Genomic DNA, 16,412 nt, shown 5'->3' with positions numbered 1-16,412 from the left:
ATGCTGACGGCAGGGCAAATCCTCCAGCTCATCCGCAATGGCACCTGCCGGACACGCAAAGAACTGATCGAGTACACCGGCCTGTCCCGGTCGACGATCACCGACCGGGTCGACCGGCTCATCGACGCCGGATACATCCACGAGTCCGGCGTCGGCGCCTCGGGAGGCGGCCGCCCGCCCTCCATGCTCGACGTGGACGCCACCAAGCGCCTGGTGCTGGTCGCCGACCTCGGCGCCAGCCACGCCAGGGTGGCGCTGACCGATCTGGCCGCCCGCCCGATGGCCGAGGAAAGCACCGAGATGCGCATCGAGCTCGGCCCCGAGGCCGTGCTGTCGTGGGTGCGGGAGGCGTTCCAGCGCATGCTGGACAGGAGCGGGCGGCCGGCCGACGATGTGTGCGGCATCGGCCTGGACCTGCCCGGCTCGGTGGACCACACCACCGGCCGGGTGATCAGGTCGTTCCTGATGCCGGGCTGGGACGACCATCCGGTGGGGGCGGCGATGGGCAAGATCTACGACGTGCCCATCCTGGTCGAGAACGACGCCAACGCGATGGCGCTGGGCGAGTGGTGGTCCTCCTGGCGGGACACGGACTCGCTGATCCTGATCAAGGTGTCCACCGGGATCGGCACCGGGATCGTGATCGGCGGGCAGATCTACCGGGGCGTCGAGGAGGCCGCCGGGAACATCGGGCACGTGCGGCTGCGGGAGACCGACGACCGGGTGTGCACGTGCGGCTCGCGCGGCTGCGTGGCCTCGCTGGCCAGCGGCCACGCCCTGGCCACCGACCTCGGCACGCAGTACAGCCGGGACGTGGTCCGGCTGGTGCAGGCGGGCGACCCGGTGGCCATCGCACGCACCCAGGAGGCGGGGCGCACGCTGGGCATCGTGCTGGCCACGGCGGTCAGCCTGCTCAACCCGGGGGTGCTGGTGCTGGCCGGGGACATGGCGGAGACCAGGGAGCACTACCTGACGGGCATCCGGGAGATCGTCTATCGGCGCAGCCTGCCTTACACGACCAGGAACCTGGAGATCGTCACGACCTCGCTGGGCGACCGGGCGGGGATCGTGGGGATGGCCGTGATCGTCATGGAGCACGTGCTCTCGCCCGCCTCCGTGGACGCCGCCCTGGCCGCGACCACGACGTGACCTCGCGCCTCAGCCGAGAGCATGACGGAGGAGGGCGGGGGCTGTGACCAGTGAGGGACCGTACCAGGTGAGCAGGCGGCCGCTGACCAGCGCGCAGTCCAGGCCGGGGAAGCACTCGGGCCCGTCGGTCTCGCTGAAGGCGTACGGCTCGTCCGGCAGGACCACCAGGTCGGGCCGGCGCTCGACCAGCTCGGGCAGCGGGATCTTGGGGTAGCGCTCCGCGTGGCCCGTGTAGAGGTTGTCCACGCCGAGGTGCCTGAGCACGTCTCCGGTGAACGTGTCGCGGCCCACCACCATCCACGGCCGGCGCCAGATCGGCACGATCGCCGTCCGCCGCGGACCCCTTCCGGGCTCGCGCCAGGCCTCCTCCGCCGCGTCCAGCCACCCGGGGCGGCCGGTACGGCACGCGTGCGTGAACATACGCTCCAGCGAGGCGAACGCCTCCGCCAGGGTCTCGATCTTCGTCACCCAGACCGCGATGCCCGAGTCGCGCAGGGCCTCGATGTCGGGCGCGCGGTTCTCCTCGGCGTTGGCCAGCACGACGTCCGGGCGCAGCCGCCTGATCGCGTCCAGGTCCGGGTTTTTGGTGCCTCTGACCCTGGCCACATCGAGGTCGGCCGGGTGTGAGCACCAGTCGGTCGCGCCCACGAGGGCCTCGGGGACCGTCGCCGCCACCGACTCGGTCAGCGACGGCACCAGGGACACGATCCGCCGCACGGTGTCGGGGATCCTGACGGGAGCACCTGTGTCGTCCACATCGCCAGCCTAGATCCGCGACCGCCACCGGCCGGCCCTGGCCGCCCCGCGCCGCCAGGGGTGTCCCGGGCGGTGCGGGGCGGAGGGTCGCTCTACTTGAGAGCGGTCAGGGCGCTGTCGTAGTCGGGTTCCTGGGTGATCTCCGGCACCAGCTCGGAGTGGACCACCTTGTTGTCGCCGTCGAGCACCACCACCGCCCGCGCGGCCAGCCCGGCCAGCGGCCCGGACTCCTGGGCCACGCCGTAGTCGGTCAGGAACTCGCGCCCCCGCATGAGCGAGAGCGTGGTCACCTTGTCGAGCCCCTCGGCGCCGCAGAAGCGCTTCTGCGCGAACGGCAGGTCGGCGGAGATGCAGAGCACCACCACGCCGGGGTGCTCGGCGGCGATCTCGTTGAAGCGGCGCACCGAGGCCGCGCAGACGCCGGTGTCGAGACTCGGGAAGATGTTGAGCACCTTGGTCGCCTGGCCGAAGTCGTCCAGGGAGCGCTCGGCGAGGTCGGCGCCCACCAGGCGGAACGCGGGAGCGGCGGCTCCGGGCTGCGGGAAGGTGCCGCCCACGGTGATGGGGTTGCCCTTGAAACTGACGTCGGACATGAAAGCCTCCTGATAGCGATGTTCCCCGGACCGTGATCCTATCGGCGCGCCTCCCGCCGCCCCAGCACCGCCCGCGCCGATCGGCCGGTCGCATGAGCCCGCGGGCGGTCTCAGACGTTGCGCCGATACTGGCCGCCCGCCTCGAACAGCGCGTCCGTGATCTGGCCGAGCGAGCAGTGTCGGGCCGCCTCCATGAGCACCTCGAACGCGTTGCCCTCCGACATCGCCACCTCGCGCAGCCGGGCGAGCCGGGCGGGGGCCTCGGAACGGTTGCGCTCGTGGAAGGAGTGCAGCCGGTCGAGCTGCGAGCGCTTCTCCTCCTCGGTGCCCCTGGCCAGCTCCAGGTGATGGGGCTCGGGCTCGTCGTCGCCGCGCGGGTTGCGGAAGGTGTTCACGCCGACGATGGGCAGCGAGCCGTCGTGCTTGCGCATCTCGTACAGCATGGACTCATCCTGGATCTTGCCGCGCTGGTAGCCGGTCTCCATCGCGCCCAGCACGCCGCCGCGGTCCGACAGGCGCTCGAACTCGGCCAGCACCGCCTCCTCCACCAGGTCCGTCAGCTCCTCGACGATGAACGAGCCCTGCAGCGGGTTCTCGTTCCTGGCCAGGCCCCACTCTCGGTTGATGATGAGCTGGATCGCCATGGCCCGGCGCACCGAGTCGGCCGTCGGGGTGGTCACGGCCTCGTCGAAGGCGTTGGTGTGCAGGCTGTTGCAGTTGTCGTAGATGGCGATCAGGGCCTGCAGGGTGGTGCGGATGTCGTTGAAGTTCATCTCCTGCGCGTGCAGGGACCGGCCGGAGGTCTGGATGTGGTACTTCAGCTTCTGCGAGCGCTCTGCGGCGCCGTACCGCTCCCGCATGGTCACCGCCCAGATGCGGCGGGCCACCCGGCCGAGCACGCTGTACTCGGGGTCCATGCCGTTGGAGAAGAAGAACGACAGGTTGGGCGCGAAGTCGTCGATCTTCATGCCCCTCGCCAGGTACGCCTCCACGTACGTGAAGCCGTTGGCGAGCGTGAACGCGAGCTGGCTGATCGGGTTGGCCCCGGCCTCGGCGATGTGGTAGCCGGAGATCGAGACCGAGTAGAAGTTGCGCACGCCGTTGCTGATGAACCACTCCTGGATGTCGGCCATCATCCTGAGCGAGAACTCGGTGGAGAAGATACAGGTGTTCTGCCCCTGGTCCTCTTTCAGGATGTCGGCCTGGACGGTGCCCCGGACCGTGGCGAGGGTGCGGGCGCGCAGGTCGTGGTCCTCGCACTCGTCGGGGTCGCGGCCGTGGTCGGCGCGGAAGCGGTCCCTGGCCTGGTCGATGGCGGCGTTGAGGTAGAAGGCCAGGATCGTGGGCGCGGGGCCGTTGATCGTCATGGACACCGACGTGTTGGGGGCCGCCAGGTCGAAGCCGTCGTAGAGCACCTTCATGTCGTCGAGCGTCGCGATGGAGACCCCAGAGGTGCCGACTTTTCCGTAGATGTCAGGGCGCAGGTCCGGGTCGCGCCCGTAGAGCGTCACCGAGTCGAACGCCGTGGACAACCGGGTCGCCGGCTGCCCCTCGGACAGCAGCTTGAAGCGCCGGTTGGTCCGGAACGGGTCGCCCTCGCCGGCGAACATCCGGGTCGGGTCCTCGTCGTCACGCTTGAACGGGAACACGCCGGCGGTGAACGGGAACGCCCCCGGCAGGTTCTCTCCCCTCAGGAACCTGAGCAGGTCTCCATGGTCGGTGTAGCGGGGCAGCGCGACCCGCGGAATGCGGTTGCCGGAGAGCGTCTCCCGCCACAGCGGGGTGTGGATCTCCCGGTCGCGCACCTTCACGACCAGCTCGTCGGCGGTGTACCGCTCCTTGACGGCGGGCCAGGTGTCGAGCAGGGTGCGGCTCTCGTCGCTGAGCTCCGCCTCGGCCCGGCTCTCCAGCTCCGCCAGCCGCTCGTCGTCCAGCAGGGCGCGCACGGCGGTGAGCTGCTGGCGGCGGCGGGCGATCTCGGCCTGGGCGAGCGTCTCGGCGTGGTAGGCGCGTACGGTCTCGGCGATGTCGGCCAGGTAACGCACCCTGGCGGGCGGCACGATGGCGGCCGAGGCCTCGGACGTGCGCCCCGGCACCTCGGGCAGCAGGCCCGGGCTCTCCCCGGTCGGCAGCAGGCCCTTGAGGTGGTGGTAGAGGGCCGTGACCCCGGCGTCGTTGTAGCGGGCGGCGATGGTGCCGAAGACCGGCATCTCGTCGGGTGAGACGCCGAACGCCTCGCGGTTGCGTACGAGCTGGCGGCGGACGTCGCGCAGGGCGTCCTCCGCGCCGCGCCGCTCATACTTGTTGATCACCACGGCCTCGGCGAAGTCCAGCATGTCGATCTTCTCAAGCTGGGAGGCCGCGCCGAACTCCGGCGTCATCACGTAGACGGGCACGTCCACGTGCGGCACGATCCCGGCGTCGCCCTGGCCGATGCCGGGTGTCTCGACGATCACCAGGTCGTAGCCGGCGGCCCGGCAGGCGTTGATCACGTCGTCGAGGCAGGCGGGCACCTCGCTGGCCGCTCCCCTGGTGGCCAGGGAGCGGAAGTAGGTCTGCGGGGACAGGCTGTTCATCCGGATGCGGTCGCCGAGCAGCGCGCCGCCGCCACGCCTGCGGGTCGGGTCGATGGCGATGATCGCGATGCGCAGTTTGTCGTCGTTGTCGACGCGGAACCTGCGGACCAGCTCGTCGGTGAGCGAGGACTTGCCCGAGCCGCCGGTGCCGGTGATGCCGAGCACGGGCGCGCGCCGCTCCCGGGTCCCGCGCAGGCCCTCGACCAGGTCGGCGGGGGCGCGCCCCGACTCGATGAGGGTGATCGCGCGGGCCAGCGCCGCCGGGTCACCGGACATGACGGCCTCGACCGAGGGCGGGCCGCCCAGCTCGACGTCGCACTCCTGGATCAACTGGTTGATCATCCCGGGCAGGCCGTAGCGCTGGCCGTCCTCGGGCGAGAAGATGCGGCTCACCCCGCGCGAGTGCAGCAACTCGATCTCCTCGGGGACGATCACGCCGCCCCCGCCGCCGTACACCTTGACGTGCCCGGCGCCCCGCTCGCGCAGCAGCTTCACCAGGTACGTGAAGAACTCCACATGCCCGCCCTGGTACGAGCTGATCGCCACCCCCTGGACGTCTTCCTGGATGGCGGCCGTGACGATGTCGTCCACCGAGCGGTTGTGCCCGAGGTGGACGACCTCGGCGCCCTGCGACTGGAGGATGCGTCGCATGATGTTGATCGCCGCGTCATGGCCGTCGAACAGGGCCGCGGCGGTCACGAAACGGACTGGGTGTACCGGGACGTGCACGCCTGATCACTCCTTCGTGAGAGCTCTCTCACTAAGATACTAGGACGTCCTACTATTTCCGTGCCACGACCGGGTAGGGACCTCGCAAGGAGGTGATACGTATGCGCGCGCTGACGTATGCGCCGGGCAAGCCGGGGACACTCGACGTGGAGGAGGTGCCGGATCCGCGGCCGGCCGCGGGCGAGCTGCTCGTGCGGGGGCTCGCCGTGGGCGTCTGCGGCACCGACAAGGAGCTGGTCGCGGGCGAATACGGCTGGCCGCCGCCCGGCCGGGAACGCATGGTCATCGGCCACGAGTCGCTCGGCCGCGTGCTGGAGGCGCCCGAGGGCTCCGCCTTCTCCCCAGGCGACCTGGTGGTGGGCGTGGTGCGCCGCCCCGACCCGGTGCCGTGCGGGGCCTGCGGGCGGGGCGAGTTCGACATGTGCCGCAACGGCCGCTACACCGAGCGCGGCATCAAGGAGCTCGACGGGTACGCCAGCGAGCGCTGGACGCTCAAGGCCGCCTACACCGTACGCCTGGATCCCGCGCTGGAAAGCGTCGGCATGCTGGTCGAGCCCGCGTCAGTGGTCGCCAAGGCGTGGGAGCAGATCGAGCGGATCGGCTCCCGGGCCTGGTTCGAGCCCCGCTCGGTGCTGGTCACCGGGGCCGGGCCGGTCGGGCTGCTGGCCGCGCTGATGGGGCGGCAGCGCGGGCTGGAGGTGCACGTGCTGGACCGGGCGCCGGAGGGGCTCAAGTCGAGCCTGGTGGCCGAGCTCGGCGCGACCTACCACTCGGCCGGCTCGCTGGAGGGCTTCGCGCGGGCCAGGCCGGATCTCATCATGGAGTGCACCGGCGCGGGCTCCATCGTGCTGGAGGCCATGACCGCCACGGCCGCCGCGGGCATCGTCTGCCTGTGCGGTCTCTCCCCCGGCGGCCGGGCGTTCCAGGTGGACGCGGGGATGGTCAATCGGGACATCGTGCTGGAGAACGACGTGGTCGTCGGCAGCGTCAACGCCAACCTGCGGCACTTCAGGGCCGCCGCGACGGCCTTGGCGCGGGCCGACCCCAAGTGGCTGCGGCGGCTGGTCACCCGGCGGCTGCCGCTGGAGCACGCCCTGGCGGCCTTCGAACCCGCCGACGACATCAAGGCGGTCATCGACCTCACCACGTGAGCACCCAGCCCTCAGTCAGGCCCGTAGGGTCTGCGTCTGGCGGGGGACGGGTGCTTGGCCGGCTGAAGGGCCGGGCCCGCGGGGACCCGGGAACGGGCCGGGCGAGGCTGGGCCGGGGCGGGGTGCGGCTTGGGCTGCGGCCTCTCTTCGGCGACCGGCGCCCTCCCGATGACCAGGGCCTTCTCCTTGGCTGGGGCCTTGTCGGGGGTGGATGGCGCGTTCCAGGGCCAGGGCAGCCGGCGGTGGGTGCCGCGGCGGCGGCCGGTGACGCGTAACGAGAGCACGACGGTCACGAGCACCATGGCGGCGAGCAGCGCGGGCGGTGTGCCCAGCAAATCCAGCGGCGAGCCGTGCCCGCCCTCGTGCCGCGGCGGCGACACGAACGGCCGCTCGGTGGAACGGATCTCGTCGAGGCGCTCGGCGTTGGCCTTGACCATGCGCGGCACACCGTACCCGACGACCTTGTCCGTCTCCCTGGTCTTGCGTTTGAGCCAGACGCGGTCGACGTTCGCCTCGATGGTGTGGATCTTCTCACCGTTGACGCGCTCCACGACCCCCACGTGGTCGACGCCCTTGTAGCTCTTGCCCCCGCTCCAGTCGTAGAAGACCAGCGCTCCCGGCTCGGGCTTCTGCGTCCACGCGCCCTGCTCGATGAACCAGGCCGCGTGGGACGGCGTCCAGGCGAACTCGCCGACATAGTCGCTGATGTCGGCTTTGTCCGCCGCCCAGGCGAGGAACATGTCACACCACGGCGCATTGCGGAACTGGGGGTCTTGGACACGATCCGCGTACCACTGGCCGAACTTGGTGGACTGGCCGCTCTTCTCCTTGTAGCCGAGTTCCTGCCGCACCGTTTCCAGCAGCTCGTCCGCGATCGGGTCCAGGGTGACTCCTCCCAGAAAACCGACAGATCACGATGGACTGTAGTAGCGCCATCGCGAAGGTGCGCGGATCATACGGAAGTTGTCTCACAATGAGCCGAAAAATCGGTCAGGTGGCTGCTGAGACTGATGGGGCTGACTACTACATCTGTTAGGAGCCGGCGCCAACGCGATAGAGGCCCGTGTCCCCCGCGCCCGGCGCGACCACGTCGGCCACGATCACGGTCACGTTGTCGGGCGAGCCGCCCTCGTTGGCCAGATCTATGAGCCGCTGGACGGCCGCGCCCGGGTCTGCCACCGTGGTCAGCACCTCGTGCAGAACCTCGGGACCCAGCACGGTCGTGAGGCCGTCGGAGCAGAGGAGGTAACGATCATCAGGCTCGGCTTCGCGCAGCGCCATGTCAGGCTCGGCCCTGCCCTCGCTGCCCAGCACCCGCAGCACCATCGAACGCCGGGGGTGCACGGCGGCCTGATCCTCCGTTATCCGCCCTTCGTCCACCATCGACTGCACAAGTGTGTGATCCTTGGTCATCTGGTAGAGCGCGCCGTCGCGAAGCAGATATCCGCGGGAGTCACCCAGATGAGCCAGGGCGAACCGGTAGCCGTCCCACAACATGGCGGTCACCGTGGTCCCCATCCCCCGTCGCGCGGGGTCGATGTCGGCCAGCTCGACGAGCCTGCGCGCCGCCTCGTGCACGGCGCCCTCCAAGGCCGTCTCCAGGTCGGAGCCCGTCTCGGGAAGCGTGGCATCCAACTCGCGCATGACGGCGATCGCCGCCGAGCTCGCCAGCTCGCCGGCCGCGTGCCCACCCATCCCGTCGGCCACCACGAGCAACCGGCCACTCGCATAGCCGGAATCCTCGTTCTGCTCCCTGCGGCGGCCAACGTCTGATCCGGCGGCATAGCGGATGTTGTGCTTCATACCCTGCAGTAAATCATTGGTTGAAAGACTTCACAAGCAGATGCGCTGAAGACTCTTGTGAACTACTGTGGGCCTCATGAGCCACGACCCGACCGTCAATGCCGGGGACATCGCCCGGCTCGCCGGCGTCGGGCGTGCCGCGGTGAGCAACTGGCGCCGCCGCCACGACGACTTCCCTCAGCCCATCGGCGGCACCGCCAACCAGCCGCTGTTCTCGCTGCGCCAGGTCGAGTCGTGGCTGCGCCGCTATGGGAAGTCCTACCAGGTCTCCCTGGGAGATCGGGTGTGGCAACGCCTGAAAGCCGCGGGTGATTTGCGCCTGGGCGAGCTGGTGGCCCAGGCGGGCACGCTCCTGACCCGCGACGTCACAAGTGCCGCGGGCACCCCTGGCGACGATGCGGCGGGCACTCCGAACGCTGCGGCGACAGGCGGTGCGACGGACGCCGATGTGACCAGCGTCACCGGCGAGGCTCCGGCGGATGGCGTGGCCGGGCGGACGGCCTCGGAGGGGCCGGAGCCTGCCGGGATGGAGCCCGAGCTGGCCCGGCTCGTTCTGGAGCTGGCGGCGCAGCACGGGCCGCTGACCGCGTACGAGTTCCTCTGCGAGCGCTATCTGGAGGCGCACTCCCGGCAGTTGTCCGTCACCCGCGAGGACGTCGCCGAGCTGATGATCCGGCTGGTGGGCGACGACGGCGCGACGCTGCTCGACCCGGCCTGCGGCGTCGGCACCCTGCTCCTGGGCCCCACCCGGACCGCGCCGGGAGGCCCGCACTCGACGGCCAGGATGCTCGGCCAGGAGCTCAGCGAGACCTCGGCCGCCATCACCGCCTCCCGGCTGCGGCTGCGCGGCGTCGAGGCCGAGGTCGTGACCGGCGACTCGATGCGCGCCGATGGCTTCGCAGGCGTGCGAGCCGACGCGATCGTGTGCGATCCGCCGTTCAACGAGCGGGCCTGGGGCTACGAGGAGCTGACCGGCGACCCGCGCTGGGTCTACGGCCTGCCGCCGCGCGGCGAGCCGGAGCTGGCCTGGGTGCAGCACTGCCTCACCCACGTCAAGCCGCGCGGCCTGGTCGCCATCCTCATGCCCCCTGCGGCGGCCAGCCGCAAAGCCGGCCGCCGCATCCGCGCCAACCTCCTGCGCGCCGGCGCACTGCGGGCGGTGGTGGCGCTGCCGGGCTCCGACCTGTGGCTGCTGCGCCGCCCGGCGGCGGGCGAGCGGCCGCCGTCGGACGTGCTGATCCTGGACGCCACGGCCGACCTGTCGGCGGTCGAGCCCGCCTGGGCGGCCTATCTGGAGGACCGTTCCGACCAGACCGTGCGCATCATCGACCTGCTGGCCGACGAGGTCGACATGACCCCGGCCCGCCACCAGCGGCGCGACGACGTCGGCAAGGCCTACGCCGAGGCCCGCGACCGTTTCCTGGCCGCAGCCGCCGTGCCGCCCGACCTGAAGATCCTGGAGCAGCCGCTCGACCAGCCCGCCACCACGATCGGCGACCTGATCAAGGAGGGCCTGGTGACCACGTCGCAGGCCCCGCCCAAGATGTCCGCCGACGGCGGCGACGTGCCGGTCCTCACCTCGGACGACGTGCTCAACGGCGCGCCGCCCTCCGGCTCCACCGCCGCGCAGCCGGGCCTGATCACGATCAGGCCCGGCGACGTCGTGGCCTCCTACTCCAGCGTGCGGGTGATGGCCGACGGGGGCGCGGTGCTGGGCCCGCACCTGACCCTCTACCGGGTGGACACGCGCCGGCTCGACCCCGACTTCCTGGCCGGCTTCCTGCGCGCCGCGGGCGGGCGGGTGACGACCGGCTCCAGCCGGTTCGACGTGCGCCGCACCCGCCTGCCGCGGCTGTCGCTCAAGGACCAGAAGGCCTACGGCGAGGCCTTCCGGCAGCTCGCCGTGCTGGAGGACGCCATCCGCGAGACCTCCACGCTGGGACAGGCGCTGATCCGGCTCGGCCTCGACGGCCTCGCCGACGGCCACCTGCACCCACCCGCCCATGGCCTCACCCCGTGAGGCGGGCAAGCTCACTCCATGAGGCAGGCTCGATCGCCACACGCCGCCGCCTTCCCCCGCTCTGGTCGCTACGCTCCCGCTCCTCCAGGCCGGTCCAACGGTGTATTTTTTCCCGAAAGGGCGGTGGGGAGGGCGAATGGTCATCGGTGACCGCTATGAGCTCGAAGACCTTCCCCTGGGGCAGGGCGGCATGGGTGCCGTCTACGCGGGGCACGACCGCCATCTCGACCGCCGGGTGGCGGTGAAGCTGCTCAGGCTGCCGAGCGGCCATGATCAGGAGCTGGAGCGGCGTTTCATCCGCGAGGCCCGCATCCTGGCCCGGCTGGAGCATCCGGGCGCCCCCGTCCTGTACGACTTCGGCACCCACGAGCAGCGGCTCTACCAGGTGATGCAGTTCATCGAAGGCGTCACCGTGGCCGACCTGGTCAGCGAGCACGGCCCGCTGCCGGTGCCGTGGGCGGCCGCCATCGCGGCCCAGGCGTGCGCGGTGCTGTCGGCGGCGCACGCGCTGGCGATCTGCCACCGCGACCTCAAGCCGACCAACCTCATGCTCTGCCCCGACGGCAGCGTGAAGGTGCTCGACTTCGGGCTGGCGCTGCTGCGGGACACCGAGGCCAGCACGTTCACCAGGATCGGGCAGATCCTGGGGACGCCGGCGTACATGTCTCCCGAGCAGATCCAGCACGGCGTGGCCGAGCCGCGCAGCGATCTCTACTCGCTCGGCTGCGTGCTGCACGAGATGCTGACCGGGCGCCAGCTCTTCACCGGGCCGACCGACTACGTGGTCTTCGAGAAGCAGGTCAAGGAACGCCCGCCGGCCATCCCGGGGCTGCCCCGGGAGCTGGGCGCGCTGCTGGCGCAGGTGCTGGAGAAGCAGCCGGAGTACCGCCCGGCCGACGCCGACGAGTTGTACGAGCGGCTCGACCCGTTCGCCAGCGGGCTGTCCGTGCTGCCCGGATTTCTCACCAAAGCCCCCAGCCCAGGCCGCATGTACGCCAGGATCGCCGGACGGGTGCTCACCGACCAGAGCTGAACGCGCTCTCCGGGACCTCGGATCGTTACTAAAGCTCCGTTGACACATAGCCACAAGCAAGCCGATCTGTCGAGAGCGCTCTCCCATCACCCTCCAGCCCCGGTCCAGGAGGGTTTCCATGACCCCTCGTGTCCGCCGGCTCGCCCTGCCCTTGCTCACCGCGTCCGTGCTAGCCCTGGCGACCGCGGCCTGCGGCGGTGGCGGAACCGCCACCGAGGCGAGCGCCAAGCCAGGAGAGAAGATCAAGCTGACCGTCGGCTCCTTCGGCGACCTCGGCTTCAAGCCGCTCTACGAGGAATACAAGAAGACCCACCCCAACATCGAGATCGCCGAGAGCGTCACGCAGTTCAACGACCACCACAGCAACCTGGTCAAGCGGCTGGCCACCAACGCCGGCGCGGCCGGCGTCGAGGCGGTCGAGGTCGGATACATCAGCACGTTCACCGCCCAGCCGGGCAGGTTCGTCGACCTCAAGCAGTACGGGCGCGACAGACGGCAGGCCGACTACCTGGACGGAAATGGCAGCAGGGCCTGAGCAAGGACGGCACGCAGTTGCTCGGGCTCGGCACCGACGTGGGCGGGCTGGCCATGTGCTACCGCAAGGACCTGTTCGAGAAGGCCGGGCTGCCCTCCGACCGGACCGAGGTGGCGGCGCTCTGGCCGACCTGGGAGGTGGCGTGCCATCGAGGCGGGCACGGACCTGCGCGGCTATCTCGTGTGGTCGCTGCTGGACACCTTCGAGTGGGCCGAGGGTTACCGGCGGCGGTTCGGCATCGTCCATGTGGACTTCGCGACACAAACCAGAGTGCTCAAGGACAGCGCGCTGTGGTACAGGGACGTCATCGCGCGCAACGGGCTGTAGATTTTTCCCGTGCCCCCCTTTGGTGCAGTCTTGACTTCCTTCCCACGGCTGGAGCCGGGGGATTCCAACCCTCGCGGGTCGGGTTTCCTGCTTCACCGCCAGCCGCCCACCCGGCTTGCGCCGCGTGGGTCTTACGCCGGCTTCACAGGCGTTTCAGCTCTCCGCCAGCCCGGCGGCGAGAATGTTGCGGGCCGCGTTCACGTCCCGGTCATGGGACGCGCCGCAGGCGCACACCCACTCCCGGACGTTCAGCGGCAGCGCCTTCTGTACGGTGCCGCAGGCCGAGCACACCGTGACGGTGGAGGGCTGCGCCCCCGCGGGCAGGGGCCGCGACCACACGATCGCCAGCGGCGCGTCCATCTTCGCCAACGTCGACTCACCGTTACGCCAGCGGAACGCCGAGCGGGTGTACTCGGCCGACGCCCGCGCCTTCTTACGCGACTTGAAGACGGGGCATTTCGCCCGCTTGGCGAAGAAGTTCGCGAACCCGGCCTGCAGCTGCCGCAGCGCCTGCTGCAACGGCACCGCGCGCCCAAGGGGGTTCGATGAGACGCCCGACGCTGGAGGCGGTCGCCGCCCGGGCGGGCGTTTCGCGCGCCACCGCCTCCCGGGTCGTCAACGGGCAGACGACGGTGGCGCCCCACATCCGCGATGCCGTGCTGCGCGCGATCGACGAGCTGGGCTACGTGCCCAACCCGGCCGCGCGCAGCCTGGTGACCCAGCGCACCGACTCGATCGCCCTGGTCGTCAGCGAGCCGGGCACCCGGGTCTTCTCGGAGGACCCGCTGTTCCCCACGGTGATCAGGTCGGCCTCGATGGAGCTGGAGGCGGTGAACAAGCAGGTCGTGCTGATGCTGGCCTCCTCCGCCAAGAGCCACGCCCGGGTGGAGCGTTACATCGCGGGCGGCCATGTGGACGGCGTCATGCTGATCTCCATGCACGGCGCCGACCCGCTGCCGGCCGCGCTGTCGCGCCTGCGCGTGCCCGTGGTCTCCTACGGGCGGCCGGCCGTGCCGGTGGACATCCCGTTCGTGGACAACGACAACGTGGGCGGGGCCGAGGCCGGGGTCCGGCACCTGGTGGAGTCGGGGCGGCGCAGGATCGCCACCATCGCGGGCCCGCAGGACATGATCGCGGGCCAGGACCGGCTGGCCGGATACCGCAACGTGCTGCGTGACTCCGACCGCCGCTCGATCGTCGCGGTCGGTGACTTCACCCGCGAGTCGGGCGCGGTCGCGATGCGGCAGTTGCTCGGCGACGATCCCGGGCTGGACGCCGTCTTCGTGGCCAACGACCTGATGGCGGTCGGCGCGCTGCAGTCGCTGCGCCAGGCCGGTCGCCGGGTGCCCGACGACGTGGCCGTGGTGGGGTTCGACGACATCGAGGCGGCGAAATACACCGAGCCGCCGCTGACGACGCTCCGGCATCCCGTGACCGAGCAGGCGGCGTCCATGGTCGAGCTGCTGCTGAGCCTGTTGGAGGGCGGCCCGACCGATCCGGTGATCCTGCCGACGGAGCTGGTCGTCCGGGAGTCGGCCTGACCGCCGGGTCGCGCCCGCGTCCGGAGGCGGCGCGGGAAGACCGGGAGCGGCCTGCCCGGGGCGGACCCGCGGGAGCGGCGCGTGCCGGGCGGTCAGACGCGGAAGACCCGGAGCTGGAGCGCGAGCGTGCCGTAGTAGCCGACCAGGGTCGTGAGCTCGAAGAGCTGCGCCGCCGGCAGGGCCGCGTATTCCGCGTCGTCCAGGTCGGCCCTGGCCAGCAGCGCGCGGGTGACCTCCAGGACCGTCGCCTCCAAGGGGTCTCGTAGCGGCACGGGGGCGCCGGTGCGCAGCGCCGCCAGCTCGTCGTCCGTGAAGCCCAGCTCGCGGGCGATGGGCTCGTGGGCCGCCCGCTCGAACGCGCTGTCGTGGTGGGCGGCGACGGCCAGGATGGCCAGCTCCCTGGCCCGGTCGGGCAGCGAGGTGCGGTAGCGGATGGCCGCGCCCAGGCGCTGCAGGGGGTCGCCGACCTCCGGGCTGAGCAGCATCGCGTTGAACGGGCCGGTCAGCCCGCCCGCCGCGTCGACCATGAAGGTGCCGCGCGGGCCCGAGGTGATCTTCTCGTAGAGGTCGAGCGCGTCGGGGGCGAGGTCCTGCGGGGTCTTACTGGGCAGCCGGGCCATGGCGTGATCGTAACGGTAGTGGGGCCCCGGGCGGTGCCGGGACCCCGCGCGGTCACGCCCGGACGCCGGTGAGCCAGGCCGTGGTGTCGGAGGGCAGCGCGCCGCCCTCCAGCGGGCCGCTGGCCAGCAGGACCTCGCCGGCGGGCAGCGGCACCGGCTCGGGGCCGAGGTTCGTGACGCAGGTCAGGCCCGAGTCCCGGGTGAAGGCCAGCACCCCGTCCCCCGGCGGCTCCGCGGCCCAGGTCAGCGTGCCGTCCCCGAGCAGCTTCCGGCGCAGCCCCAGGGCCGTGCGGTACAGGTTGAGCATGGAGCCCAGATCCGAGCGCTGGGCCTCGGCGGTCAGCTTGCGCCAGCTCTCCGGCTGCGGCAGCCAGGGCGTGCCGGTGCCGAAGCCGAACGGGGGGTCCTCGCCCGACCAGGGCAGCGGGACGCGGCAGCCGTCGCGGCCCGGGTTGGCGCCGCCCGACCTGGCGTACATCGGGTCCTGGCGCAGCTCGTCGGCGAGGTCCTCCACTTCCGGCAGGCCCAGCTCCTCGCCCTGGTAGACGTAGACCGAACCGGGCAGCGCCATCGCCAGCAGGGCCGCCGCCCGCGCCCGCTGGTAGCCGAGCTCCAGGTCCGAAGGCGTGCCGTGGAGGCGGCCGCCGTGCGCGAACGTGGTGTCCGCCCGGCCGTAGCGGGTGACCACCCGGGTCACGTCGTGGTTGGAAAGCACCCACGTGGGCGGGGCGCCGACCGGCGTGTGGGTGGTGAGGGTCAGGTCGATGACCCGGCGCAGCTCCGCCGGGTCCCAGGGGCAGGACAGGAAGTCGAAGTTGAAGGCCGTGTGCAGCTCGTCGGGGCGCAGGTAGCGGGCGAAACGCTCCTGGTCGGGGAGCCACACCTCCCCGATCAGGATGCGCTCGTCGTACTCGTCGGTCACCTCGCGCCACCGGCGGTAGACGTCGTGGACCTCGTCGAGGTCTTCGAAACCGGTGTCCGATTTGATGAGCAGGGCCGCCGAGTCGACGCGTACGCCGTCCACCCCCCGGTCCAGCCAGAACCGCAGCACGTCCTCGAACTCCCGGTGGACCTCGGGATTGTTCCAGTTGAAGTCGGGCTGCTCGGGGGCGAACAGGTGCAGGTACCACTGGCCGTCCGGGACCTGGGTCCAGGCCGAGCCGCCGAAGATGGACCGCCAGTCGTTCAGCGGCTCGTCGCTGAACCAGAAGCGGTCCCTGGCGGCGCGGTCGGCCAGGGCCTCCTTGAACCAGGCGCTCTCCGTGGAGCTGTGGTTCGGCACCACGTCGATGATGACCTTGAGGTCCAGCTCATGGGCCTCCTCGATGAACTTCTCCGCCTCCGCCAGTGTGCCGAAGACCGGCTCGATGTCCCGGTAGTCGGCCACGTCGTAGCCGCCGTCGGCCATCGGCGACGGATACCACGGGTTGAGCCAGATGGCGTCGATCCCGAGATCCTTCAGGTACGGCAGGCGCGAGCGAAGGCCGGCGAGGTCGCCGACGCCATCACCGTTCCCGTCGGCGAAGCTACGCAGGTAGACCTGGTAGATCGCGGCCCCCCGCCACCACGTTTGCGACAT

The 16,412-nt window shown here is 71.1% G+C and carries 13 protein-coding genes and 2 pseudogenes; 7 read left to right on the top strand and 8 right to left on the bottom strand.

Annotated elements, in window-relative coordinates:
* Positions 1 to 1,149: an ROK family transcriptional regulator gene (locus ABGB18_RS23395; RefSeq protein ID WP_347697701.1), complete on the top strand. Its 1,149-nt coding sequence runs from the start codon at positions 1 to 3 to the stop codon at positions 1,147 to 1,149.
* Positions 1,150 to 1,158: 9 nt separating this feature from the next.
* Here ABGB18_RS23395 and ABGB18_RS23390 read toward each other — a convergent pair whose 3' ends face one another.
* The 3 genes from ABGB18_RS23390 to icmF form a co-directional block, all read right to left on the bottom strand.
* Positions 1,159 to 1,905: a helical backbone metal receptor gene (locus ABGB18_RS23390; RefSeq protein ID WP_347697700.1), complete on the bottom strand. Its 747-nt coding sequence runs from the start codon at positions 1,903 to 1,905 to the stop codon at positions 1,159 to 1,161.
* A 92-nt stretch (positions 1,906 to 1,997) separates the two neighbouring features.
* Positions 1,998 to 2,498: a thiol peroxidase gene (gene tpx / locus ABGB18_RS23385; RefSeq protein ID WP_347697699.1), complete on the bottom strand. Its 501-nt coding sequence runs from the start codon at positions 2,496 to 2,498 to the stop codon at positions 1,998 to 2,000.
* A 110-nt stretch (positions 2,499 to 2,608) separates the two neighbouring features.
* Positions 2,609 to 5,803, bottom strand: coding sequence for a fused isobutyryl-CoA mutase/GTPase IcmF (gene icmF, locus ABGB18_RS23380; protein ID WP_347697698.1), 3,195 nt, complete (start codon positions 5,801 to 5,803; stop codon positions 2,609 to 2,611).
* Between the two features lie 101 nt (positions 5,804 to 5,904).
* On the opposite strand from icmF, the gene ABGB18_RS23375 reads away from it, so the two are divergent.
* A complete protein-coding gene (locus ABGB18_RS23375) occupies positions 5,905 to 6,954 on the top strand; it encodes a glucose 1-dehydrogenase (protein ID WP_347697697.1) in 1,050 nt (349 codons plus the stop codon).
* A gap of 11 nt (positions 6,955 to 6,965) precedes the next feature.
* Here the strand turns inward: ABGB18_RS23375 and ABGB18_RS23370 are convergent, their stop codons facing one another.
* Entirely contained in the window at positions 6,966 to 7,805 is an 840-nt protein-coding gene (locus tag ABGB18_RS23370) for a CHAP domain-containing protein (RefSeq protein WP_347697696.1), read from the bottom strand.
* Positions 7,806 to 7,986: 181 nt separating this feature from the next.
* On the bottom strand, positions 7,987 to 8,757 hold the full coding sequence (locus tag ABGB18_RS23365) for a protein phosphatase 2C domain-containing protein (protein WP_347697695.1): 771 nt from the start codon (positions 8,755 to 8,757) through the stop codon (positions 7,987 to 7,989).
* Between the two features lie 76 nt (positions 8,758 to 8,833).
* Here ABGB18_RS23365 and ABGB18_RS23360 point away from each other — a divergent pair, with 76 nt between their 5' ends.
* From ABGB18_RS23360 to ABGB18_RS23345, 4 genes and pseudogenes are all read left to right on the top strand, one after another.
* Positions 8,834 to 10,777, top strand: a complete 1,944-nt coding sequence (locus tag ABGB18_RS23360) for an N-6 DNA methylase (protein WP_347697694.1) — start codon at positions 8,834 to 8,836, stop codon at positions 10,775 to 10,777.
* 136 nt (positions 10,778 to 10,913) lie between these two features.
* On the top strand, positions 10,914 to 11,810 hold the full coding sequence (locus ABGB18_RS23355) for a serine/threonine-protein kinase (RefSeq protein ID WP_347697693.1): 897 nt from the start codon (positions 10,914 to 10,916) through the stop codon (positions 11,808 to 11,810).
* A 118-nt stretch (positions 11,811 to 11,928) separates the two neighbouring features.
* Positions 11,929 to 12,345 carry a hypothetical protein gene (locus ABGB18_RS23350; protein ID WP_347697692.1) on the top strand — a complete coding sequence of 139 codons (417 nt, stop codon included), beginning with the start codon at positions 11,929 to 11,931 and terminating at the stop codon, positions 12,343 to 12,345.
* 144 nt (positions 12,346 to 12,489) lie between these two features.
* Positions 12,490 to 12,672, top strand: a pseudogene (locus tag ABGB18_RS23345) (family 1 glycosylhydrolase); the annotation flags it as partial.
* Positions 12,673 to 12,831: 159 nt separating this feature from the next.
* Here the strand turns inward: ABGB18_RS23345 and ABGB18_RS23340 are convergent.
* A pseudogene (locus ABGB18_RS23340) lies at positions 12,832 to 13,197 on the bottom strand (zinc ribbon domain-containing protein); the annotation flags it as partial.
* A gap of 20 nt (positions 13,198 to 13,217) precedes the next feature.
* Here ABGB18_RS23340 and ABGB18_RS23335 point away from each other — a divergent pair.
* Positions 13,218 to 14,213, top strand: a complete 996-nt coding sequence (locus ABGB18_RS23335; RefSeq protein ID WP_347697691.1) for a LacI family DNA-binding transcriptional regulator — start codon at positions 13,218 to 13,220, stop codon at positions 14,211 to 14,213.
* Positions 14,214 to 14,305: 92 nt separating this feature from the next.
* Here ABGB18_RS23335 and ABGB18_RS23330 read toward each other — a convergent pair whose 3' ends face one another.
* Positions 14,306 to 14,833 (bottom strand): carboxymuconolactone decarboxylase family protein, encoded by a 528-nt coding sequence (locus ABGB18_RS23330; RefSeq protein WP_347697690.1) that lies wholly within the window; start codon positions 14,831 to 14,833, stop codon positions 14,306 to 14,308.
* A 52-nt stretch (positions 14,834 to 14,885) separates the two neighbouring features.
* Positions 14,886 to 16,412, bottom strand: a complete 1,527-nt coding sequence (locus ABGB18_RS23325; protein WP_347697689.1) for a glycoside hydrolase family 13 protein — start codon at positions 16,410 to 16,412, stop codon at positions 14,886 to 14,888.

Source organism: Nonomuraea sp. B12E4, assembly GCF_039871825.1.
Classification (GTDB): domain Bacteria; phylum Actinomycetota; class Actinomycetes; order Streptosporangiales; family Streptosporangiaceae; genus Nonomuraea.
This window is presented reverse-complemented; position numbering and strand designations above follow the sequence as displayed.